General features: G+C 33.1%; 11 protein-coding genes. 7 read left to right on the top strand and 4 right to left on the bottom strand.

Features of this window, described 5'->3' with window-relative positions:
• Positions 1 to 348 precede the first annotated feature (348 nt).
• Positions 349 to 4,386, top strand: coding sequence for a HEAT repeat domain-containing protein (locus tag TERY_RS24045; protein WP_011614193.1), 4,038 nt, complete (start codon positions 349 to 351; stop codon positions 4,384 to 4,386).
• Positions 4,387 to 4,864: 478 nt separating this feature from the next.
• Here the strand turns inward: TERY_RS24045 and TERY_RS24035 are convergent, their stop codons facing one another.
• On the bottom strand, positions 4,865 to 5,302 hold the full coding sequence (locus TERY_RS24035; RefSeq protein ID WP_011614192.1) for a helix-turn-helix domain-containing protein: 438 nt from the start codon (positions 5,300 to 5,302) through the stop codon (positions 4,865 to 4,867).
• A 704-nt stretch (positions 5,303 to 6,006) separates the two neighbouring features.
• Here TERY_RS24035 and TERY_RS24030 point away from each other — a divergent pair.
• On the top strand, positions 6,007 to 8,682 hold the full coding sequence (locus tag TERY_RS24030; RefSeq protein ID WP_011614191.1) for an AAA-like domain-containing protein: 2,676 nt from the start codon (positions 6,007 to 6,009) through the stop codon (positions 8,680 to 8,682).
• Positions 8,683 to 8,989: 307 nt separating this feature from the next.
• Here the strand turns inward: TERY_RS24030 and TERY_RS24025 are convergent, their stop codons facing one another.
• On the bottom strand, positions 8,990 to 9,442 hold the full coding sequence (locus TERY_RS24025) for a COP23 domain-containing protein (protein ID WP_011614190.1): 453 nt from the start codon (positions 9,440 to 9,442) through the stop codon (positions 8,990 to 8,992).
• 1,415 nt (positions 9,443 to 10,857) lie between these two features.
• Between TERY_RS24025 and TERY_RS26075 the strand changes: the two genes are divergently transcribed.
• Positions 10,858 to 11,871, top strand: coding sequence for a Gfo/Idh/MocA family oxidoreductase (locus TERY_RS26075; RefSeq protein WP_011614189.1), 1,014 nt, complete (start codon positions 10,858 to 10,860; stop codon positions 11,869 to 11,871).
• 516 nt (positions 11,872 to 12,387) lie between these two features.
• On the opposite strand, the gene TERY_RS24015 is transcribed toward TERY_RS26075, so the two are convergent.
• The gene (locus TERY_RS24015; protein ID WP_011614188.1) at positions 12,388 to 14,703 is read right to left on the bottom strand and encodes an EAL domain-containing protein; all 2,316 of its coding nucleotides are present in this window, start codon (positions 14,701 to 14,703) and stop codon (positions 12,388 to 12,390) included.
• 765 nt (positions 14,704 to 15,468) lie between these two features.
• On the opposite strand from TERY_RS24015, the gene TERY_RS24010 reads away from it, so the two are divergent.
• The 4 genes from TERY_RS24010 (at position 15,469) to TERY_RS23995 (ending at position 22,825) form a co-directional block, all read left to right on the top strand.
• The gene (locus tag TERY_RS24010) at positions 15,469 to 17,205 is read left to right on the top strand and encodes a trypsin-like peptidase domain-containing protein (protein WP_011614187.1); all 1,737 of its coding nucleotides are present in this window, start codon (positions 15,469 to 15,471) and stop codon (positions 17,203 to 17,205) included.
• Positions 17,206 to 17,965: 760 nt separating this feature from the next.
• Positions 17,966 to 19,417 carry a DUF1800 domain-containing protein gene (locus TERY_RS24005; protein ID WP_370496254.1) on the top strand — a complete coding sequence of 484 codons (1,452 nt, stop codon included), beginning with the start codon at positions 17,966 to 17,968 and terminating at the stop codon, positions 19,415 to 19,417.
• A 307-nt stretch (positions 19,418 to 19,724) separates the two neighbouring features.
• The gene (locus TERY_RS24000) at positions 19,725 to 20,951 is read left to right on the top strand and encodes a DUF1501 domain-containing protein (RefSeq protein WP_011614185.1); all 1,227 of its coding nucleotides are present in this window, start codon (positions 19,725 to 19,727) and stop codon (positions 20,949 to 20,951) included.
• Between the two features lie 326 nt (positions 20,952 to 21,277).
• Positions 21,278 to 22,825, top strand: coding sequence for an FAD-dependent oxidoreductase (locus TERY_RS23995; protein WP_011614184.1), 1,548 nt, complete (start codon positions 21,278 to 21,280; stop codon positions 22,823 to 22,825).
• Positions 22,826 to 23,487: 662 nt separating this feature from the next.
• On the opposite strand, the gene TERY_RS23990 is transcribed toward TERY_RS23995, so the two are convergent.
• The gene (locus tag TERY_RS23990; protein ID WP_011614183.1) at positions 23,488 to 23,979 is read right to left on the bottom strand and encodes a helix-turn-helix domain-containing protein; all 492 of its coding nucleotides are present in this window, start codon (positions 23,977 to 23,979) and stop codon (positions 23,488 to 23,490) included.
• Between the last annotated feature and the right edge of the window lie 1,780 nt (positions 23,980 to 25,759).

Below are 25,759 nucleotides of genomic sequence, written 5' to 3'. Positions count from 1 at the left end.
TTAAATCATCAAAAATACTTAGGAATATCTAACCTCTTATCATACACTATTTCAGTTTTGTTATACCAAAGGTTATAAATGTTTATTATAAACGTAATAGAGAATAAGAAAAACTGAAATTAGAGTAAATATTGAAAAAAAGAGGAACTGAATAGAAATATAGCATCAGACTAGAAAAATTATGTATAAACCATTTCAGTTAACCTGATTAAGATGTACCTGTTTAATGAATTCTTTTGTCCAAGTAGTCTCACTGAACTACTTAAATAAACTGATGTTAAAGGGTAACTACAAATAGATATTTTTGGTTATAATTAATAATAACTATACCAATGATGTTAAATAATTATGATTGAATGGTTAATTACTTGGGGAAGTAGTGAAGCGGTTAAATGTATTGCGAATGAAGTTGTCGGAGTATTAGCTAAGGGCGCTGCCGAAGACTATGTTAAAGATTTTTTTAAGCAAAGTTTCTCTGATGCTTTTGGTGGAATAGCAAATGGAGAACCTTTAAAAAAAGCTACTAAACAAGCAATTAAAGATTTTTTAGACTTAGGATATCAAGAGTTAGAAAATGCTGAATTGAGTGAAAGTGACTTAAATAAGTATTCTCAATATTTCAAATCTTTTATTAAAGAAGGATCTGTTTTAGAGGTTTTGATTAGTGCTTTTGATAATAAAATCAAAATTTTAGATACTCACAAGCTGGCTATTTCATGGAAACAAATAAACCCACCTTTACCAGATAATTTTGACTGGGAATTTCTAGCAAAGCAACATCAGAGAAATGTCAAAAATATTATCCGAAATTCCCAAGAACTACGGTCAATATTAGATTCAAAAAATCTGGAAGAGATTGTAAACAAAGACATTAAAATCAGACCAGAATTTGACTTAAAAAAATATCAAGAAGGAATCCTAGAACAATATGGAAATCTCAAATTAGAAAGTTTAGAGACCAGTGGTTATAGTTATAATGAATTGAAATTATGGAAAATGTTTATTCCTCAAAATGTCCGAGAATCTCAGGAATTTATGCCTCAAATACATGAAATTCCTAAAGAATATCTCTCCAAATTAAGAGACACTAGACAATTAGAAGCAGAACTTTCTCAAGAACAACTGAAAAGTGTCCGGCGTAGGTATTTTGAGCAACAGACTCACTCAGTTTTAGAATTAATAGAATATAACAACTATAAATATTTAGTTATTCTGGGAGACCCCGGTTCTGGTAAATCTACTTTATTACAATATATCGCTTTGCAATGGGCAGAATTACCTCTGAAAGATTTATCTTTAAACCCAATTCCTCTATTAATTGAACTGCGGACTTATGTACGCAACCATAATGAGAATAAATGTAATAGTTTTCTAGATTTTTTGGAAAAAGGTAGTGGTGTAAGTTGCCATTTACCTCAGGAAGAACTTCATACTAAATTGCAAAATGGTAATGCAATTATGATGTTTGATGGGTTAGATGAAGTTTTCGAGCTTGCCAAAAGAGAACAGATAATTACTGATATTCATAGGTTTACTAATGACTATAAAAATGTGCAAGTTATTGTTACTTCTCGGGTAATTGGTTATAAGCCACAAAAACTCCGGGATGCAGAATTTTATCATTTTATATTGCAAGATTTGGAGTCGGAACAAATTGAAACTTTTATTCAACGTTGGCACGATTTGACTTATCAAGATGAGCGAGAAAAGGAGCGGAAAAGAGAAAGGTTAAAACGGGCAATTAAAGATTCTTCAGCTATTAAGCAATTGTCAGAAAATCCCTTGTTATTAACAATGATGGCTATTTTGAATCGTCATCAAGAATTACCCAGAGATAGAGCAGAACTTTATCATCAAGCTTCCCGGATTTTACTGCAGCAATGGGATATGGAAAGGGCATTAATTGATGCGAATCTTAACCCCATGACTATTGACTATAAAGATAAGCAAGCAATTTTGCGTCAGGTAGCTTTTTTTATGCAGGAAAATAAGGCAGGTTTAGCTGGTAATTTGATTCATGGAAATGATTTAGAAAAGATTATCAGAGCTTATCTAAAAAGTGAAGATATTAATGATCCAAAAACTGTGGCTAGAGCCCTGATGGAACAGTTGCGAAGTCGCAATTTTATTTTGTGTTTTGTTGGCGCAGAATATTATGCTTTTGTGCATAGAACTTTTTTAGAATATTTTTGTGCTTGGAGTTTTGTTTGGCTGTTTGAAAAAGAACAGAAAATGTCTCCAGACAGACTTATAGAAGAAGTTTTTGGTCAGCACTGGCAGGATGAAAAATGGCATGAAGTTTTGCGGTTAATTGTAGGGATGATAGATACTAAGTTTGCGAGAAAAATAATTTATTATTTAATGGAGCAAGATGGAGAAGAGAAAAAATTTCTGAATTTATTTTTAGCTGGTAAGTGTTTGTTTGAAGTCAGAAATAATCAGAATATTAGTTTTAGTGATATCGGATATCGGTTATTAAATAAATTAAAACACTTGACTGGGTATGACCTTGGTTATTCTTATGAAGAATATGACAATTATTCTAAAGAAATTTATCAGAAAAATGCAGCCTTAGTTTATGAAATTCGTACTCAAGCTGTGCAAGTAGTAGCTACAACCTGGAGAGATGAGCGTTTAACCTATACTTGGCTCAAACAAAGGGTAGCTTCTGACAATGACCAGGATGTGCGACGTGAAGCTCTGCGACAAATAGCTACTGGTTGGAAGCATCAGCCGGAAATTTTTGACTTACTTAAACAATGGGTATTCTCTGAGAATGACCAGGATGTGCGACGTGAAGCTCTGCGACAAATAGCTACTGGTTGGAAGCATCAGCCGGAAATTTTTGACTTACTTAAACAATGGGTATTCTCTGATGAAAATTCGGATGTGCGACGTGAAGCAGTGCGACAAATAGCTACTGGTTGGAAACATCAGCCGGAAATTTTTGATTTACTTAAACAATGGGTATTCTCTGATGAAAATTCGGATGTGCGACGTGAAGCCCTGCGACAAATAGCTACTGGTTGGAAACATCAGCCGGAAATTTTTGATTTACTCAAACAAAGAGTAGAGTCTGATGAGAATTGGGATGTGCGACGTGAAGCAGTGCGACAAATAGCTACTGGTTGGAAACATCAGCCGGGAATTTTTGATTTACTTAAACAATGGGTAGTCTCTGATGATGACCCAGATGTGCGACGTGAAGCAGTGCGACAAATAGCTACTGGTTGGAAACATCAGCCGGGAATTTTTGATTTGCTCAAACAAAGGGTAGTATCTGATAAAAATTGGGATGTGCGACGTGAAGCAGTGCGACAAATAGCTACTGGTTGGAAACATCAGCCGGGAATTTTTGATTTACTCAAACAAAGGCTGGTATCTGATGATGACTGGTATGTGAGGGTTGAAGCCCTGCGACAAATAGCTACTGGTTGGAAATATCAGCCGATAATTTTTGATTTACTCAAACAAAGGGTAGAGTCTGATGATGACCCAAATGTACGACGTGAAGCAGCGCGACAAATAGCTGCTGGTTGGAAACATCAGCCAGGAATTTTTGATTTACTCAAACAAAGGGTAGAGTCTGATAAAAATTGGGATGTGCGACGTGAAGCGGTGCGACAAATAGCTACTGGTTGGAAACATCAGCGGGGAACTTTTGGTTTACTCAAACAATGGGTAGACTCTGATAATAGTTCCACTGTGCGACATGAAGCACTGCGACAAATAGTTACTGGTTGGAAAGATGAACCGGGAATTTTAGATTTACTCAAGGAAAGGGTGAGCTCTGATCATAGTTCTACTGTGCGACGTGAAGCACTGCGACAAATAGTTACTGGTTGGAAAGATGAACCGGGAATTTTAGATTTACTCAAGGAAAGGGTGAGCTCTGATCATAGTTCTACTGTGCGACGTGAAGCACTGCGACAAATAGCTGCGGGTTGGAAAGATGAACCGGGAATTTTAGATTTACTCAAGGAAAGGATGAGCTCTGATCATAGTTCCACTGTGCGAGGTGAAGCACTGCGACAAATAGTTACTGGTTGGAAACATGAACCGGGAATTTTAGATTTACTCAAGGAAAGGGTGAGCTCTGATCATAGTTCCACTGTGCGAGGTGAAGCAGTGCGACAAATAGTTACTGGTTGGAAACATGAACCGGGAATTTTTGAGCTGTTTTATCACATCGCTCTCAATGACCCCTTTCAACGTGAAGAATATTTGGATAAGAACCCTCGACAAATTGTACTAGCGGCAATAGTCAAACAATATCCAGACCATCCGCAAATTCTCCCACTATTACAAGACAGAGTCGCAAACGACCCAGACGAACAACTACGCCACTGGGCAAAAAAGAAATTGCAGGGATTAGAAAATAGCTAGTGTGACCATCTTTAAACTATATCCTTACCGCATTTCATGTAGCCTAGGGTTTCATCTCGACAATAGCCGAAAACGCCTAGTGATATAACTGAAAAGCATTGGAAATTTGCCAACCCTCTTGGGGGTTGGTTGGGGTGGTTTGTGCTAGTCTTCGCGTCCGTTTTTTGTTTCGGACTCTCCTAGGGCAACTAATTAATGAAAATTTAGGACAAGATATATATTCAAAAAAAACAACTAAAAAGTCACTCCCTTATGGGCAAAGCTGCAAACCAAATTTTTCGTTAATGTTTATTCTGTTAATATTTATTCATAGCAATACAATATTAGACATTGATAGAATTGAAATCCTTTACAACCATTATACTTCTCCTCCAACAGGTTCTTAAGTCCTTAATATATCCTTAAAATCGGTATTTTTAGAGAGGTTTAATAGTTTGGGACTCAGCTGATAGTTGATAGCTGACTCTTTAAGCCTATATCAGACATTTGAACTACATTTTTTCATATATTCCCAGCCACGCTGGGGAGAAACGCGATCGCGTCCAATTGTCTTAGCAATCCATTCTGCTACTTTTGGCCCTGTCCATACTGCTTGGTCTTGAGGTGGACTTTTCAGTACTATGCGTAATTGTTCTTGTTGTTCTTGAGTCAGTAAAGCATGAGAAGGGTAAAACTTTCGGGTTTTCCGTCGGTTCAAAATACCCTCGGGCCCTTTTTGATTATAGTTTTTAACTATATCCTTAGCATAATCATAGTTAAGACCCAAAGCTTGAGCTGCTTCTTTAATAGTCCAGTTTTGAGACACTAACCACAGCAGGTGCCAGCGCCGAGATTCAACCCTATCTCTAATTTGGAGATAGCGGTTTTTGATTTCTGTCTCACTCAAGTAGGATTTGAGATAGGCTTTTTTAGGCATCTTTTTCTACTTTATCAGGGGTATGAAATATCAACAATTCAACATTAGAAAGTAATAAGACTAACTTTCACTAGTGGAAATAATCGATCACTTTCCTCACGTAGATGACCCTGTAAAGTCCATATCAACCGTTACAACTTAAAATTATTTTTTATCTACATCAATTGTGTTAACGGTTTAATGGTTTATATATTTACTTTCAAATACTTTATCATATCGGTTTAAATAAATCAAGTTATCTAAATAAATTAAGCTTAATCAGTATATACAAAATGACAGACTTTTTCAGGGGTAACCCTTAATATATATTTGCTAGCCTCAGATAATATTACGGTAGGTCAAGCATGAATGTATTTCAACTATCAAATTATTACATAATCTTTACAAAAGTTAGCTAGAATATACAATATGTTAATTAAATAATTCTATAAATATTTACTTATAAATTTAGTCAAGCAGAAAAAAGCGATCGCTGCTTTTTATCAAAAGTTATTGGCAAAGGTTAAATGTAATAGGATTTAGATAAAACCAAAACTATTCTGGTATAGAAGCAAAATCATAAGCCTTTCAAATTCCAGAACTTTAAAAAAGAATCTATTACTAAAATATATTGGTTTATCAATCATCAGAATTTACTATCAAAACTATTATTAATTAGTATCATATAAATAACTATTCATTTAGGCAATAAATACTTCTATAATATGAACACTTCAAGGCAAAAATCTTATTATCAAGTTGGTGGTTGTCTTCCTATAAATGCACCGAATTATGTTCAAAGACGAGCAGATGAATACTTTTATGAAGGTCTGAAAGCAGGTGAGTTTTGTTATGTTCTTAATTCTCGTCAAATGGGAAAATCTAGTTTGCAAGTTAGAACAATTCAAAGATTACAAAAACAAGGTATTTGTTGTGCAGCAATCGACATTTCAGAAATAGGTAATCGGGGAGTAACCATCGAACAGTGGTATGCAGGTATTCTGCGGATATTAGAAAATAATTTTAATCTGTCAGAATATGTAAATATTCGTACTTGGTGGCGAGAGCGAGATTATCTTGCCCCCGTGCAAAGATTAAGTGAATTTATTAACACTGTATTACTAACAAAAATAAATCAGAATATTGTAATTTTTATTGATGAAATTGATAGTATTCTAGCCCTAGATTTTCCAGTCGATGATTTTTTAGGATTTATTCGAGCTTGTTACAACAAACGTGCTCATAATAATGAATATAATCGTCTAACTTTTGCTTTGTTAGGAGTTAGTACACCTCAAGATTTATGTCAGGATAAAAGTAGTACACCTTTTAATATTGGAAGAGCAATTGAATTAACTGGCTTTCAATTAGATGAAGCTTTCTCATTAATAGATGGACTAGTGGGAATTTGTCAGAAACCAGAAGCAGTTTTAAAAGAGGTTTTACTTTGGACTGGAGGGCAACCATTTTTAACTCAAAAAGTCTGTAAACTCTTAATTGAAAATGGAGAGTTAATTATTAACCCAGCGGAAGAAGTAGCAGGAATTGTTAGGTCAAAAATTGTTCATAATTGGGAAGCACAAGACATGCCAGAACATTTAAAGACTATTCGCAACCGCATTTTAAGAAAGAATAAACGAATAGTCAGAAGATTAGGGTTATATCAAGAAATTTTACAGAATAACTTGACTGGAATAATAGCAGATAATAGTTCAGAACAAATGGAACTTAGGTTATCTGGATTAGTAGTTAAACGAGATAATAAGTTAATAGTTGCTAATCTAATATATAGGACTGTTTTTCATGAAAATATGATTCTTGAAGAATTGGAAAAATTACCTCCCTATTCAGAAGAAATTAAAGCATGGATTAATTCTAACTGTGCAGATAAATCATATCTATTGCAAGGAAAACATTTACAATCAGCTTTAGTTTGGGCAACAGGAAAAAGTTTAAGAAATCAAGATTTCCAATTTTTGACTACTAGCCAAAAATTAGTATTAGATGCTCAGACACAAGCTCTAGAATTAACAAAAATTGAAACTAAAAAAGCTCAAGCAGAAGTTGTAAAAGCACAACAAAAAGCTCAACTTTGGATTCAAATAGGCTCCACTATTTTTAGCATATCTTTGATTTTATCCATAGGTTTTTCTATATTAGCCTATCAAAAATTTAAACTAGCACAATCTAGTCATGAAATTGAACAAATTGGCACTGACGCTTTATTATTAGCTATCGAAAAGTCAGCAACAAATCAGGAATTATTAGAAGCTTTACCCAAAGCTATATCTGCAGGAAAAAGATTAAAATCTTTAGTAAATAACAATACTCCTCTAGCAGAATATCCTGGGACTCGACCAATATTAGCTTTACAAATGATTCTTGATAAACTTGACGAACAAGAACAATTTCAAGATAGTATACTTCAGAAAAGAAAAATTATTTTGCAAGGGCATAATGGTGCAGTTACCAGTGTAAAATTTAGTCCAAATCAAGAATTTTTAGCTTCAGCAGGAGTAGATGGAAAAGTAATTATTTGGAATCTGGAAGGCAAAAAAATTACAGAATGGGAAACAGAACAAAAATCAATTAATAGTCTAATTTTTCATCCTGATAATAAATATTTAGCAACTGCTGGTAGTAACGGCACAGTAAAAATATGGAGTCTATTAAAGAAAAATTTAGGGATAAAATTATATGTATTAGAAATATCTCAAACTGAAGTTAATAGTATTAGTTTTAGTGCTAATGGTAAGTATTTAGCAACTGCTGGCATAAATATTCCTGTACAAATTTGGAACTTATCATCGCTGCCGATAAATATATCATCTGATCAAGTTTTGGATGATCATGGTTTAATTAGAAACATTCATTTTAGCCCTAATGATAATTTTCTAGCTACATTAGATGGGAAATCTACTATTAGATTATGGAATTTATCTGAAAATAAATTTAAAATCCTAGATGTAGAAGCTATTAGTATGAATTTTAGCATTAATAAACCTCAGATATTACTAACAGCAACGTCAAATGGAATAGTAGAAATGTGGCAGACTTATACTGGGAGATTAGTCAATAATTTTCAAAGTTTACATTTAGATACTAAGCTAGTTAATTTTAGTCCTGATGGAAGATTAATAGCTACTGTTGGAATTGATAGTATTGTAAGACTTTGGAATTTATCAGGGCGACAAATTAACCAATTTGAATTTTCCGAAAATGTAATTGATATAGCCTTTAGTTCAGATGGAAAAAAAATTGCTGTAGCTGATAGTAACGGTCAAATTTGGTTGATTTATTTGGAAAATTTAGAGGAGCTTTTGAGTAAAGGATGTAGGTTTTTATTAAAAAGACCAAACTATTTTATGAGGGTAGAAGAATTTTGTCAGAATAGTAGGTAGTAGGGATTAGGGTTTTTAGGAATAAAATATCTTCACTTCATGGTTAGTTAAAACATTACAGAGCCTTTATAGCTATCATTCTTGTCTTTTTTTATTCAATATTTATTCCTGATTCTCTCTTACCTTTTTACTTCTTGTACCATTTTGAAAGTAGGGAAGTATGTAAGATGCCTAGCATCAGAAGAATAATTAATATTGCAATGCAATCTAATTACATTGAAGGTAACTTATCTAGTATTAATGACTTAATAACTGAAATATTACCTAAGTATACAATTAATGAATAAAATAGGTACTATTTGTTATATTAATGAATATTAATGGGTAGTAAATTTGGTTTAGGATCAACAATTCTTTTCAATAATTCTTGTTGAGCTTGTTGAGGATTTTGACCATGAGGAACTTGATATAATAATCGACAAGAACCACCTATAGCAGCACAAATAATGGGTTGTCCCTGTTTGTATATACTAACAGTAATATTCCTATATCCATTTTGTTTTTGAGTAGATAAAATTCCAGATACTCTGGTACATCTGGTAAGAGTATCTTCTCCTGATTGAGCAAAATAATTATTAGCGCTCCAGAGAATAATCGGAATATTATTACCTTGTTTATTAGCTATTGTAGCTGGAGTATTCCCAATTTTACCACAAAAAAAATTAGGAGTTTGAGCCTTAGCAGAAAGGTTACTGATAGAGAGATTTAAAAAACCAATTATTGTGGCAGTAAAAATAGAAGTTAATGATAAAATTTTCATGGACTATAATCTATATGTATAACACTACAAACATTTTATAAACTTATATATACTTATTGAGTGCCAGTAATGGATTTTAAGAAAAAAGTTCTGCAAGTATACTTGGGAAGTCCTGGAAATTATGATTATAAATGGTTTTTATATATTGTTCATTGTCAGACTCATTAATTAGTTTGCTTACCTATATTCCCTTTACAATTTATTATCTACCTTAACTTCGGTTATTTGAAGTATTCAGCTAAAAGCTATCAGCTAGCTTCCTGGGTGGGAACTTCACCACTCAACTATGAATCATGAACTCATGATCTTGGAATAAAAAATTAGTCTCCAAGGAAAATTAAATGTTATGTTTTATAGCATAACCCAAGAAGGAAAAAGTTGATCAGCTAACCTTAGTCATTTTTTCAAAATTTACTCCAACTTTGGTCTTCAAGATTTAGTCTTTCTTTTTCCTGACAAAAAATCTAACCAAAATATTTTAGAAAAATTCATAATGCGACTATGAGCAAGATTAGCTGCTTCTAAGTCATAATCTTTTCCACCTATCCGATGTAAAACATAATTAATATTTGGATAAAAATGTATTTATACTAGTGGAAAATCCCTTAATTATACTTTGAAATGAGTTTTAATTTATGGATAAATATAATCATTTTTTTTTGCAATATTAAGCATTAATGGATGTTGGATATTAGCTGCTTCATCAATATTTTTTTCATCCAAACTCCATAATCACTAACATTACATCTTGCTAGGGAACAATTCTCTCTAAAATCAGCAATTTTACCTCTTAAACCAAAAGATAAATTGAAAATTATGGAGATAATTATAGTAATTATTTGAGATTCTTAATAATAAAAATTAAATTATTTATTAACTATTTAATTTTATCAAAAATAGATTAATTTTAAATGTTTTTTTAGTTATATTTAGATTGGTTTTACATTTAAATTTATAGTTTTTAACGCCAAAATAATTCAGGTACAATTGGTACATAATTTCCCTGAACATATCTATTAACTATCTTATCCATTACCTCATGAAATCAGAAAATTTATGGGATAAAAATTAATCTCGGAACAGGTGTAAAAGCAGGGCTTTTTAAGTAAGTAGTAAAAATCTCACATTCCGGTGTGGGAAATTATAATTTTCATCAGGCTTAATTTATTTGATAAAATCAAATCATGTTAAAATCATCTGGTTTTTTAAGATTAGCTTAGATAAAAAAAATAGGAAAACTCTGATCAGAAATTTATTTTGTTTGCAAGACTATTTAATAACTGAAAGCTTCTATATTTCTAGTAATCAAATTTATAGACCTATAAGCTTAACTAATTATTGAACTAGACTTGACAAAAATTATAACTTTTGTTAAAAAATGTTAAAAACTCATATAGTTAAGAGGATCTTAGATTGTGAAAATAGCTATTGTTGGTTTTGGATTTAGTGCTGAGAAAAGCCACTTACCAGCTTACAAGAATCGTTCTGATATTCATCTCACAGCAGTAGTAGATCCTGTAACAGCAAGACGTGCAGCTGCACTGCGACAATACCCAAACATCCGAGTTTATGAGAAATTTGATGATTTACTAGAAGAAAACTCTGATGAAATAGATATAGTTGATATTTGTTTGCCTAATGCTTTTCATCTCCAAAGTGCTAAACAAGCATTAGAAGCAGATAAACACGTCTTATGCGAGAAACCATTAGTATTAAAGAAAGATGAATACTCTGAATTAGTAAATATAGCAAATAACAGAAAACGTATTTTATATCCATGTCATAATTATAAATTTGCTCCTTCAATAGTACATGCTGCTTACTTAATTAACTCGGGTAAAATAGGCAAACCTTTATTTGCGTCTTTTAATATATTTGGTGCAGATTTGCAAAGTGAGGTATCCCAGTACAAACCAGGCTTGGAAGAAAATCAAGAACTATCTGGTGATGGTATTATGATTGACCATGGTTTAGATGCAATTTCTGTTGCTCAAACTCTATTTGGAGGTTCTCCTCAACGCATATCTGCACATATTAAAAATCTCAATCAAACACATAATAAATTAGAAGACTTAGCTGTTTTTTGTTTAGATTGGGAGGAAAAATTAATTAACATTAGTGTTAGCTCTTTAGGATCAACACCAAAAGCTTATTACAGAATTCAGGGAACAGAAGGAGAAATTAGTATCGAAAATAACGATATATTTTTAAGCGTGAAAAATCAGCCTGTTCAACAGATTTTTGTACCTACACATTTTGACAATCCTGGTCATGCAAATTGGTTTAATGGATTGATTGATAATTTATTAGATTGTATTAAGACTGAAGACACTAAACCATTCCCATTAATCGAAGCTGGTCTAGTTCTTGATATAATTGAGAAAGCAAATTATTCTAGTCATAATGAAGGTATTTGGATAACAATATAACTTATTATTAAGTCATTACAAAGGATTTAGTGGGTTGGTAACTATTTGCTAGAACTAGGCAAGATAAGACATGAAACTTGTTTTTTTACAAATTTATTGACCTGGTTCTAAGCAGTTTTTTAATTTATAGTTCTCCGGGCAAATAATAAGCAATAAGGAAAATATATTGATACGGGAGCTGCTATTTTGAAGATAAAAGAATAACCCGATAAATACAAAAGGATGTATTGTAGTATGTATGAAGTGAGCAGGACATTATTATAGTGGGGAAATAGCTGCTACATAATCGAATGTTAATTATTACTAATATTCACCAAGCAAATACTCCAGGTAAAATATTTTTGCAGAAAGGCTATTTCTAAGACTTGGTAGAGCAATTCAATTCTCTAACAAAATCAACTCTCTAACAAAACTTGGTCACACATATGCAGTCCAAATAAAGAAAAATTATAATTATTAAATCCTACAACATATATTGCTTTTACCTAAGTCCTGATTATGAAGAAAAGAGATTACTTATTTCTGGTTATTTATCTGAGCGACTAAACCTGTTGCTGCAGTCATATCAAGGGGTTTAGAAAATAAATAACCTTGAGCATATTCACACTTTAAAGCTTGAAGCTGAAGTGCTTGCTCTGGAGTTTCTACCCCCTCAGCAACAACGTTTATACCCAAATTATGAGATAAAGTAATAATTGAACGAAGAATTTCTATTGTTTTAATTGACTTATTATTTACTAAATTAGTAAGGCCTATTCTATTGATAAACGAACGGTCAATTTTTAAAGTATTCATTGGAAAGTTGTATAAATAATTGAAAGAAGAATATCCCGTGCCAAAATCATCAATATATAAATCAATATTCCTCGCTCTTAACCGAGACATTTTTCCTCTGATAGACTCATTATTTTCGATCAAAGTACTTTCAGTAATTTCCAGTTTTAAACTCTTACCATCAAGCTGAGTTTCTAGCAGAATTTTGTCTATTTGATCAATTAAATCTACTTGAGCAAACTGCTTCGCAGAAAGATTAACATTAATGTTTAAATGATAATTATTCGGCAATTGATTTTGCCATTTACGTAATTGGAAACAAGCTTCTCTTAATATCCACAAACCGAGAGGTATAATTAATCCTGTTTCCTCTGCAAGAGGAATAAATTCATCAGGAGAAATGAAACCAAGTTTTGGATGTTGCCAACGTACCAGTGCTTCAAAACCAGTAATCTCATTTGTAGCTAGGGAAACAATTGGTTGATAATAAAGTATAAACTCAGATTGCTTTCTAAGTGATTGACTCTGAATATTGTTGAGAGCACTTTGTAAATCATTCTCTAACTGAACACGCTGTAAAAATTGACTCCGCATAGAATTACAAAAAACTTGATGAGACCCTCTACTTAAATTTTTGGCATGGTACATCGCTATTTCTGCATCTTGCAAAATATGTTCTGCTGAACTGATATTTCTGGAACCGACAGCAATACCGATACTAGGATTAATAAATATCTCATTTCCATCTAAAATAATTGGTAAAGTTAGCTGTTTGTTGATTTGATCAGCAATATACGTAGCATCGCTAATATCTGAAATATTTTCTAACAAAATTCCAAATTCATCTGGACTCAAACGAGCAACTGTATTTCCATGATTCAACAATGTTTTTAACTTCTTGGCTATCATAACTATCAGTTTGTTTGTTATTTGATGACCAAAACGATTATTCAAAACTTTAAATCTATCAATATCTACCAGTAGGACTGCAAACAAAAGTTTTTTTCGACACTTAGTTTCCTTGATTTTTTCCTCCAAACGATCTATAAACAGGTCATGGTTAGGGAGATGAGTTAGTGCATCGTGGAATACGTTATATTTCCATCGTTCTTCAGTTAGCTTACGTTGAGTAATATCGTGACTGTTGATAATGATGCCTCTAACTCCTGGATCGTCTAAAAAGTTAGTTAAAATACCTTCAAAGAAACACCAAGAACCCGAACTATTCTTAACTCGGTATTTAATAGCTGTTTGACTTATATTGGGATTTTTAATTGCTTTATTGATAGTGCAAGTCACTAATAATAAATCATTAATGTGAATTAGATCGAATATACTTTGGCTCACAACTTCTTCTGGTACATACCCCAAAGTTTTCATTACTGATGGACTGACATAACTAGAAGTTCCATGAGCATCAATAATCCATGTTAAATCTGTAGTATTTTCTATCAGAGCACGCAATCTTCGTTCATTTTCTAGCTTTGCTTTTCTTGCTTGTTTGCCCTCAGTAATATTATGCATATCTTTAAGCATTTTGATCGGCTCTAGTTGACTAGTAATAGCAGTTTCTTTGGCTTTCTGTTGAACTTGTTGTTCTAATTTTTTAATTGTCAGTTGCTGTTCTTTTTTTAATTTATATTCAGCGATCGCCCGCTCTAAAATAATTGATAAAGTAAATAATTTATTTTTTAAAACATAGCTATTAACTCCAGCTTTTAAAACTTTCAAAGCTTCCTTTTCTTCTAACTCCTCTGCAATTAAAATTAAAGGAATTTCTTGCTCTGATTGTTGTAGTAATCCTAGCACTTCAAAGATATCAGAATGAACTACATGATAATCTGATAATATTGCATCATATACATTATCTTTAAGCAATTGTCGATAGTCTAGATAACTTTTTGCAATATCATAATCGTAAGTAAACTTTATACCATCAGATTTTAAGATCTGTATGATTAACTCCACATCTTCCATAACGTCTTCCACAATTAGCAAGTGTAACTCTTGGCTAGCTGCTGGTCTAATTTGATACATCCCATGTTTGATCTCTATCATTGTTAAGAATTTATAAGATTTAGCACTTTATTTATACTATTATATTACAATTAGAAAATTTTTGTTTTTTTTACTTCCTGTTTCCCAAATTACTACGAGCTATAGGGTCAGCTCATCTTAACAATCATTAACAAATAGTATATTTTCTGAACCTATTGCTCTGAAAGGTTTTGGGATTAATTTAGTGACGAAAATACATTCCAATTGTTAAACCGCGAAAACCGATAATATGAAAATTCTGTGATATTTATAATTCCTTGAAAAGCTTGTATTGCAAGCAGGTGACAAAAATATTGATTTGTCAATAAAATTTTAGATGAGCTTGCCCTGCTACGAACTAGGAACTGTGTATAGAAAGTCCTTATGTACTCCCTAAAACAATTTATAGCGAAGTTATCTGGTATATTTAAAGCTTTTTAATAAAGACTTACTGTAAAGGGTTTGGAGTATCTTTAGAGGGTTTGAACTGTAAATATGCCAGGACTCACTGCGATAGAATAGTTCTCATATCCTTTATCCTGAATATTTGAGGAGGAATTAATTATGTATAGATAGCATTTGAGCTATATTTTGGATTTGAAAATATAGGATTAAACATCTAGCTTAAAAAATTACCCATAGCAATCCTATCAAATGATTGTGAAAATTTAAAAAGAAATAAACTGCAAAACTTTTGCCAATTTCTTCCAAACCTATCCCCTATTTCCCGAAAGCGCCAAGATTTTGGAAAAAGTAAAAATAGGATTGCTGTATGACTAAAAAAAAATGAATTTAAAGAAAACAATTGTCATAATTATTATTAGCAACTTACTCAATATAAACACAACCAATATCAGGAATTTTATTGTTGCTATTACCATCACTAATTCACTAATAACACAAAAAATTGCTCTGGGATCAACAGCATCAGAAATTAATAAAATTGCAGCCGAAATTACAGTTAGAATTGACGGAAGAAACAGAAGTGGCTCAGGAGTAATTGTTGAAAAACAAGGAGACACATATTATGTACTCACCAACTGGCACGTTGTTAATACAGTAGGAGATTACCAAGTACGTACACCTGATGGAAAAATGCACCCTGTTTACTATACCTTAATCAAGCAATTGCCAAATATAGACTTAGCCATCATACCATTTAGCAGTTCTCAAAACTACCCCATTGCCGAAACAGGAGACTCCACTAAATTAGTTTCTGGAACTAAGGTATTTGTGGGGGGATGGCCTCGTTCTGGTAGCAATCTCAAGCAACGAATTTTTCTGAGCACCCCAGGAGTGGTGAAAGGTCGTCAGCAACCTGTTGCTGGTTATAGTTTACTATATGATAATTTAGTCAGAGCGGGGATGAGTGGTGGACCTGTACTTAATGAAGAAGGTCGCTTAGTAGCTATTAATGGTATTGTCAAATTGCAAGAAAACTCTGATGTCATTGTCTCAGGAGGGATTGAAATTAATACTTTTTGGGACTGGCGACAAGGAGTTTCATTGCCCATTGTTTCTCAAATACCTGAAAATATCCAAGCTCCAGCAAGTCCAACAGAAACAACAAATCCTGTTGCTACAAATACTGCTACCAGAGAGGACGATACTGAAACTGTCCTGGACTTTACTCTCGCAAAAGCAATTACTGATGAAATTAGTGGAATAGTTAATTCAATAGTTGTTCTAAATGCTTACATCGTTATGGGAAGCAGTAATGGTATGATTTCAGTTTGGGATATCGAGAATAGAGAAATTATAGCTATCTGGAAAGCACATCCAGAGTCAGTAAACTCAGTTGCAGTAACTCCTGATGAACAATTTGTTATTAGTGGAAGTGATGACAAAACTATTAAAATATGGAAACTACCTAAAAATAAAAATATCAATGATATTAGCTTGGTGCAAACTCTCACAGGACATACTGATGTGGTAGATGGAGTTGCGATCGCTCCCAATAGTAAGATTTTTGCTAGTGGGAGTTGGGATGGGACTATTAAAATTTGGAATTTGGCTAGCGGGGAGTTGCTGCAAACAATAGCCGGACATTCTGAGATAGTCAATGGGATCGCCATTAGTCCAGATGGGCAATTTTTAGCTAGTGGTAGCAAGGATAATCAGATTAAATTGTGGAATTTGCAGACAGGACAACTTGTTCGTACTATTAATACTAATTCTGTTTCAATTTTGTCTGTAGTTTTTAGTCCTGATAGTCAAATCTTAGCTAGTAGTAGTAGTAATGGCACAATTAATATTTGGAACTTACAGACAGGTAAATTAATCCATAATTTAAAAGAACATTTAGATGGAGTTTGGTCAATAGTTATTACTCCTGATGGAAAAACTTTAATTAGTGGTAGTTGGGATAAAACAATCAAATTTTGGGAACTGAGTACAGGTAAATTAAAAGGAAGTTTAAGGGGACACAACAGTTATATTAGTGTCGTAGCAATTAGTCCTAATGGGCAAATCATCGTTAGTGGTGGTTGGGACCGGAAGATTAATATTTGGAAAGCTCCCTAATTAGAGTTTATTAGATTGAGGCAAAGCTAGACATAGGTTATGGCACAAATAAATGAGTTATATAATTTTATGCAAGTCAACTAACATTTTTATTCCGACCAAAGGGCAGAGTCAAAAGCCATACATTAAGATTTTATAGGCTCAAAACTTTTTTAGAAATACTGTAATAAATATTGTAGTGGTAAAATTAAAATATTGGAGTTATAAGTTAGATAGGTATGAAAAAACTGAACTATATTAAGATTTGTATACTAAGTCCAAGCTTATTTAAAAAGTTGACTTGAGTAGTATTGACATTTTGTTATATAGCGACAGATTTTAACGCCAACTTATACTGTTTGACTAAAGTCAGAATTAAAAAAAAAATAAGTTACAAGGCTCAATTTAATTGACTAAAAATTTTGATTAAACAATAGCTTAAGCAAATTATTATTTTACATTTGAAATTGGAAACTATTTCTGACATCCCTAAGGTGAATTGGTATTACTTAATTGTTTTGTGAATGATATAGTAAATTCAACCTTGGTGAGGCAGACATACGCAGGTAAAAAGCCGACATAACAAACATTTTATTGTTAATATTTGTAATTTATATCCTTTAAATATGCTGTATTGTAAATAATGTTGACTAAAAGCAAAAAAAATTAGAATTAAAACTGCTATAAAATATATAAAAGTTAAATAATACAAGTCAAAAAAATTAGAGTATTTCAGGAGGAATAGTTGATACCAAAAACCTTTAGATACTGGATTATATCTTTGCTATTAAGCTTAATTATCTGCCTAGGTATATCAAGTCCTAGCTACGCCTATAGTCAATCTATTACTACCAAAACAATCCATGTTTTAAATCGTCTGACTTTGGGCCCTAGGCCAGGAGATATAGAACGAGTTGAGTCTATAGGAATTGATAATTATATTAAATCTCAACTGAGACCAGAAACTATTAGAGAATCTCCTCAACTTACACAAAAAATGGCTAAGTTAACCAATTTCTACTTATCACCAACAGAATTATATCAAAAAACTGTCTCTCCAGTTAAAAAAAGAGATAAAAATTTGACTCAAAAACAACGAATAGAAATAAGAAATAAAAATATCAGAAAAATTTTACGGGAATCAGAAAATGCACGTTTACTTCAAGGAATATTGAGCAACAAACAACTACAAGAAGTAATGGTAGATTTTTGGTTTAACCACTTCAATATTTCTGTAGGTAAAGGTTACTTAACTCGCCTCTGGGTAGGGACTTACGAAAGAGACGCTATTCGACCTTATGCACTTGGTAATTTTCGTAATTTATTAGGAGCAACAGCCCATCATCCAGCAATGCTATTTTATTTAGATAATTGGCTAAATACTGCCCCTGGTAGTAAAGGTGCCCGTGGCAAATTTAAAGGCTTAAATGAAAACTATGCCCGTGAGCTTATGGAGCTTCATAGTATGGGAATTAATGGAGGTTATACACAACAAGAGATAATAACTTTAGCAAGAATTTTTACAGGTTGGGGAATAAAGTACCTTAGTGAAGATGGTAGTGGGTTTAAGTTTTATCAAAATCGCCATGATAATAGTGACAAAATATTCCTAGGAGTACCCATTAAAGGTGGTGGAGTAGAAGAGGGAGAAAAGGCTTTAGATATTTTAGCAAAACATCCATCTACTGCCCATTTTATTAGTTATAAATTAGCTCAATATTTTGTTGCCGATGTACCTCCCAGTAGCTTAGTTAATAAACTAGATCAAAGATTTCAAGAAACTAATGGCAATATTCGTTATGTATTAGAAACCTTATTTAATAGTTCTGAGTTTTGGAATGAAAAATATTATGATAGTAAGTTTAAAAACCCTTATCAATATATTATTTCTGCTGCTAGATCAACGGGTACCGAAAACCCAAGATTCGGCAGAATTAAAAGAATTTTAGGTCAATTAGGAATGAACCTTTATGGCTGTAAGACTCCTGACGGCTATAAAAACACTCAAGAAGCATGGTTAAATCCTGATGCTATAATGCGTCGGATTAGTTTTGCTACAATTATATCCCGTGGTCAGTTGAATCAAGGAAAGCCTAAACTGGTAAATTATCAGCAACTTAGGGCAACTTTAGGAAATAGATTTTCTACCCAAACTCAAGCCGTTATTAACAATAGTCCAGATAATTTACAGGCAGCATTAATTTTAGGTAGTCCAGAAATGATGAAAAAATAAATTAAAAGTTATGGTCAATTTTTCTACTGATTAATCTGTCATTTTAGTTATCAGTTATTAGTTATCAATACCTATGACTGAAGATATAGCTTGAAATAGTGAAGTTAATTTTTTTATCCTCTTGAAATGGGAGGCTTGAGACCTGATTTTTAGCTCAAGATTCAACTTTTAATTACAAGGAGAATTATCTTCCAGTTGTGATGATATTAAAAATTAAAAATTAACTATAGATACCGCTATTTTTAGAAGCAAAAAATACCTAAAATTTGAAAATAAACTTGACAATATTTAATATTTTGGAGGAAGTATGAAAAGAAGAAAATTTTTACAATTAGCTAGTTTATTATCTGCTTCAGGAATTATCTCTATTGGTAGTCATGCTTGGGTGGCAAAAGGATTAGCTCAAACCAATAATCGTCAAAAATTAATAGTTGTTTTTCTCCGAGGAGGAGTCGATGGGTTAAATGTAGTTATTCCCTATCAAGAAGACGCTTATTATGATGTGCGACCCAAAATAGCCATTCCCGCCCCAGGAGAAGAAAATGGAGCAATAAATTTAGACGGTCAATTTGGTTTACATCCAGCTTTAGGAAGCATCATGCCTTTCTGGCAAAATCGTAGTTTAGCTTTTATTCACGCTTGTGGTTTAAACAACGATACTCGCTCTCATTTTGATGCTCAATATTATATGGAAACAGGCATACCAGGTAACAAAAAAATACTTGATGGATGGATGAATCGTCTGTTAGCAAACATCCCAAAAGATAGACCTACTCAAGCAGTAAACTTAGGCAATACACCACCTCGCATTCTCATGGGTGAAATGCCAGTTGCCAGTCTCCCCACAGGTAAAAAGTCTACCCGCAGTTTGCCAATAGATCGCCCCAAAGTTTATGCAGCATTCGATCGCCTTTATAACGGCAATGATGAACTGAGTATAGTTTACCAAGAAGGTCGTCAAGCAAGGGACTTATTATTAGCTGACTTGGAGAAAGAAATGGTAGAATCTTCGGGTGGCGCACCACCGCCAACAGGCTTTGCAAGTGATGCTAAAAATTTGGCTCAAATTATGGTTGGTGATTCCAGAACGCAATTAGGGTTTTTGGCTCTGGGTAGTTGGGATACTCACGTTAACCAAGGCAACAGTCAAGGTGTGTTAGCAAGACGATTAAAACCTCTTGGGGAAGGTTTAGCTACTCTAGTTCAGGAATTGGGTTCACTTTACTCAAATACCGTGATTTTAGTAATATCAGAGTTTGGTCGCACAGTTAAAGAAAATGGTAATGGTGGCACCGATCATGGTCATGGTAATGTGATGTGGATCTTAGGTGGTGGCTTGCGTGGGGGTCAGGTTTATGGAGAATGGCCTGGTTTAGATGAATCAGAATTATTCCAAAAACGTGATTTAACTGTAACGACAGATTTCCGAAATCCGATCGCTAGTATTTTTCAACAGCACTTTGGTTTCAGTAAATCGCAAATAGCACGGGTGTTTCCTGGTTATGATTTCAATCAACCTTTACCTTTATTTTAAAATGCTGTTGGTGGAACATTCTGTCATCAAAATTGAAAAACATCAGTGCTCATGGATAGAGATTTTGAATACAACCTTTTCCACTGTTGGATTAATTCTGACACTTGAGGTGGAGTGTTATTTTTATTACTACTCTACCATACTGTGTACAAAAATACTAGTTTTCAACTGTAGAAAGTTAACTATCCAAGATTACTAACCCACCCGTCTATATTATTGGACTAAGGTTTAGCACATTTTCTACAAATTTTAGACTTTTGCTGTTATCCTGATCAATAAAACGCTAAATTAAATAATTAACCAAATAAAATAATTAACCAAATAAAATGTCTCAAACAGATGTAATTGTAATTGGTAGTGGAATTGGTGGTTTAAGCTGTGCTGCTTTACTAGCGCACTATGGTTTTGATGTCGTAGTTTGCGAAAGTCATTCTATTGCTGGAGGTGCTGCTCATAGTTTTGAGCGTCAGGGATTTAAATTTGACTCAGGACCATCTTTACATTCTGGTCTTTCCTATCGCCCTTCTACTAACCCACTAGCACAAGTTTTGGATGCTATCGGTGAGTCAGTACCCTGTGTAACTTATAAGACTTGGGGTTGTTGTTTACCAGAAGGTAACTTTAATACATCAGTGGGTGCAGACCAATTTTGTGATGTTCTCCAAAAGCTGAGAGGTGAAGGTGCTGTAGCAGAGTGGCGTAAACTACAAAAAATTATGGCTCCACTAGCAGAAGCAGCGATCGCTCTTCCTCCTGCTTCTGTCCGTTTTGACCTAGGAGCAATAATGACAATGGGGCAATTTCTACCTACTATGGCAAAGCACACTTTTAACATTGCTAAGTTAACGGGAGCGTTTTCCGAAATTCTTGAAGAGGTTGTCACAGACCCTTTTATCCGAAATTGGTTTGATTTGCTTTGCTTCCTACTTTCAGGCTTGCCAGCAAATGGTACCAGTGCTGCTGAAGTTGCATTTATGTTTGCTGAATGGTATCGACCGGGAGTTGTACTTGACTATCCTATAGGTGGTAGTGGAGCAATAGTTGATGCTTTAGTGAGGGGGTTAAAACGTCATGGCGGTCAACTAATGTTAAATGCTCATGTGGAAGAGATAGTAATTAGAGGTGGGCGTGCTGTTGGGGTATTGTTGCAGAATGGAGAGGAAATTCGGGCAAAGCAAGCAGTAGTTTCAAATGCTTCTGTCTGGGATACTTTGAAATTACTTTCAGAGGATGCTGTTTCAACATCTTGGCGGGAAGAACGACAAGCAACACCAGAATGTAATAGTTTTATGCACTTACATTTAGGTATTGATGCTACAGATATCAAACCAGATCTATCCTGTCATCATATTATTGTCAATCATTGGGATCAAATAGATGCGCCCCAAAATGTTGTATTAGTATCTATTCCATCCTTAATAGACTCTACTCTTGCACCCCCAAAAAAGCACGTTATTCATGTTTATACTCCAGGAAATGAACCATATCAACTATGGCAGGGTATGGATAGAAAGAGTCAAGAATATGCACAACAAAAGCAGGAAAGAGCTGAGGTAATGTGGCGAGGGTTAGAGAGAATAATACCTGATATTCGTTCCCGTTGTGAAGTTAAATTAGTAGGAACTCCCATAACTCACGAACGTTTTCTTCGTCGTCATCGGGGGTCTTATGGTCCGGCAATTCGTGCTGGGGAGGGGTTATTCCCTGGACCTATAGCATTACCGGGGTTATTATGTTGTGGTGACTCTACTTTTCCTGGTATTGGTTTACCTGCAGTGGCAGTAAGTGGGATGATAGCAGCAAATACTCTTGCTCCTGTATCGAAGCACAGAGAAATGTTGGAAAGATTAGTAATATCAACTCCAGGTAATTAGTTACTGTACCTTTAAGGTTGGGTAGTTCACAATATAATGACAGAAATTACCCAAGGGTGTTTATATAGTCTTAACCCTTAAGACTATCTCGATATTGCTGCTCTTTACTAAGTTCTCTAGATCCCCTAAAACACAAAATTTATAACCTAAACTCAAATACTAAATATAGTTTATTTTCCTCGTTTAAACATGAATATATTTAAATAAATGTAGAAGTTATCATTTAAAATTATGTTAATAAATAGTTAGTTTGTAACACAAAGATTAATGGAATGACTAGATAACTGAGGAAAAATATATTATTGCCCCTTAAAAATACAGGGGTTTGTTGCTGCCGGTTAGGTACAATAACCAGGGGCAAAATTTTCACTACAATGTTTTTATTATTTATCCTGTACGTCATTTAATAGCTCATCTACTGTAAATAGCAAGGATAGATGATATAGCAAAGTGCGCTGGTGTATTTACAATTTTTGTTATAAGGACTTACTTTAGAGGCTTTGGACTGTCTTTAGAGGGTTGGGACTGTAAATATGCCAGAGCTTACTGCTATATTAGTGCTCAAGAGTAATATAAAAATCTTGGATAATTAAGTTGGAATGACTAAAAAAAATCTCTGGTCAAACAATTAAAATAAAAGGAATGCTTTTTCTTATTAAAACTCAAGTCATTTTTTTTTCTTTTTGATTTTTGTCGCTATTCTTGGCTTTGTTTTGCTCAGATAATAAATCTGCTTTTTTTTGTTTTAAAATCCTCCTTACTTGAGAACTACTCAACTTAATGCCAGTTTCTTTTTCCAGGTGATTTACTAATTTTTCTGCTGTCCAACTACCAAATTGATACCCGTATTTCGATGGTTTATTATCAACTATTTTTAATAGCAAATTGATATATTGTTCTGTAGCTTTTCTATAATTTCCTTTGGACCTTCCATCTGTAAAACTTTCCGGTTGATCTGGGTCTGCTTGCATAGCCCAATATGCTACTGTAGGATAAGATATTTGTAAAAAATCACTGATTTCTTCATAAGTCTTTCCGTCATTCATCAATAACAAAATCATTACTCTGTTCCTAATTAAAGGACTTTCACTTTCTCTAAAAATTTTCAGTAAATTTTGACGTTGTTTTTGACTAAGGTGGTTGGGTGCTGGCATTTTTATTTCTCTATTCTATATACGTTATTATTTTTGAATTGGATAAGATGAAAATGTTACCTATAGACTAGGTTAAGCTTATATGTAAACTTTTATTACCGCATTCAACATTTCTGTACCAATACCAATTAATGTGTTTATTTTTTTAGCCTGGATAAAATAGCTTTATTTCATGTATCCTAGTCCCTCCAAATTTTCATAAGTTCTTTTTTTACCTAGTATTACACTTATTTAATCTAAAAAATACTAAGTTTTCTGGATTTATATCTTTCACATTTTTCTAGTATTCTCCTCTTAATTTTTGCACTCTTGGTATCGCTCCCTAGCTACTGTACAACGTTTTTTTTATAGCTTAATTCAAGTTTTTGTAAGTCTCGACAAATGGCCGCCTAAATCATCCTATTTTTGATATTAAGTGAAAATAATTTATATCATTCTACTATAACTATATCTGATTTTGTGATATCAGTTGTTTAAAATTTAATTTTGCATTTTTTATATGACTAAACCTTAATTTCCAACCTGATTAATGATTGTAAATTTCCAGATTTTTTGTGTTATAATCAAAGTTTTGCAATTTGCTTACATAAAATATGATAACCTCTGAGCTTAAGCCACTAGAAAGCTAGTACTTTTTTCCAAAAAAAAAGCTGTAAGCTTTATATTTCAATCCTTTGATAGTTTATAGTACTCAAGCAATTGCTTTTTTTGGGTGAAAATCCCTTAAACCTAGATTTAACAATCTTAAATCTTATTTAAAATCACTGGACTTGTTAAAAAAAAGCTCGAACTCATCTAAGTTATATTACTTTAGGATAATGCCTCTTACTTCCTGCCTTAAAGCGGCTTTGATCTTTCAGTCTTCAGGTAGAATTTCTAGTAATCAGGAAACAGGTTGATTAAATGTATCACTTTTACTATATTAGATATTTAAGTTATCTCATCATATCAGTAAACAAATGGCTAATATTCAATGTTTTTTAACTATTGATTATATAGTTTTTGCAACTCATATTTTGAGAAATTTGGGGAATTTGGAATACTATTCTCTCTAACAATTTCAGACTATCTATTTTTGAAATAGCTGATAAACTTTCCACAGATTTATATCCCAATTTTAGTTTTAATCCCATTTTAATTACTAATAATAACTCCTGTTTAACTTGAGTGTATTTTTTAGATATTTCAATATTTTTACTATTACTCTTTATTTTCTTTTTTTTGATGACATTTCTATCAGTATCGCACCAACAAAAATAAGTACTATTAATATTTTCAATACACCATTATATCAAGTTAATTCTAAGTTCATTTTGGCAAACCAAGAATCATTTTTAGGAATATAATAATTAATTTCTAGTTGAAATATTTCCAGTACAGTTTGGCTGAGTTTTGGCAGCGGAGCCTAGATAACATAAGAAGAAATTTGTAACTTTGCGTAGTCTTTTAATTTACTTCCGCAAATTTGTAGGTGGGGTTTAGTTTACCAAACCCAACATCACGAAAATTCTCTAGTCAAATGTTGACAGAGAAATATTCAAACCTCATCAGAAATAATTCCCAAAAACGCTTCCGCAATTTTGTAGGTGGGGTTGAGTTAGCCAAACCCAACATCACTAAAATTATCTAGTCAAATGTTGACAGAGAAATATTCAAACCTCATCAGAAATAATTCCCAAAAACGCTTCCGCAATTTTGTAGGTGGGGTTTAGTTGACCAAACCCAACATCACGAAAATTATCTAGTCAAATGTTGACAGAGAAATATTCAAACCTCATCA

Origin of the sequence: Trichodesmium erythraeum IMS101, assembly GCF_000014265.1 — a bacterium.
GTDB classification, from domain to species: domain Bacteria; phylum Cyanobacteriota; class Cyanobacteriia; order Cyanobacteriales; family Microcoleaceae; genus Trichodesmium; species Trichodesmium erythraeum.
Note: the sequence above shows the minus strand (reverse complement) of the source record. Positions and strands in the feature narration are given on the sequence as shown.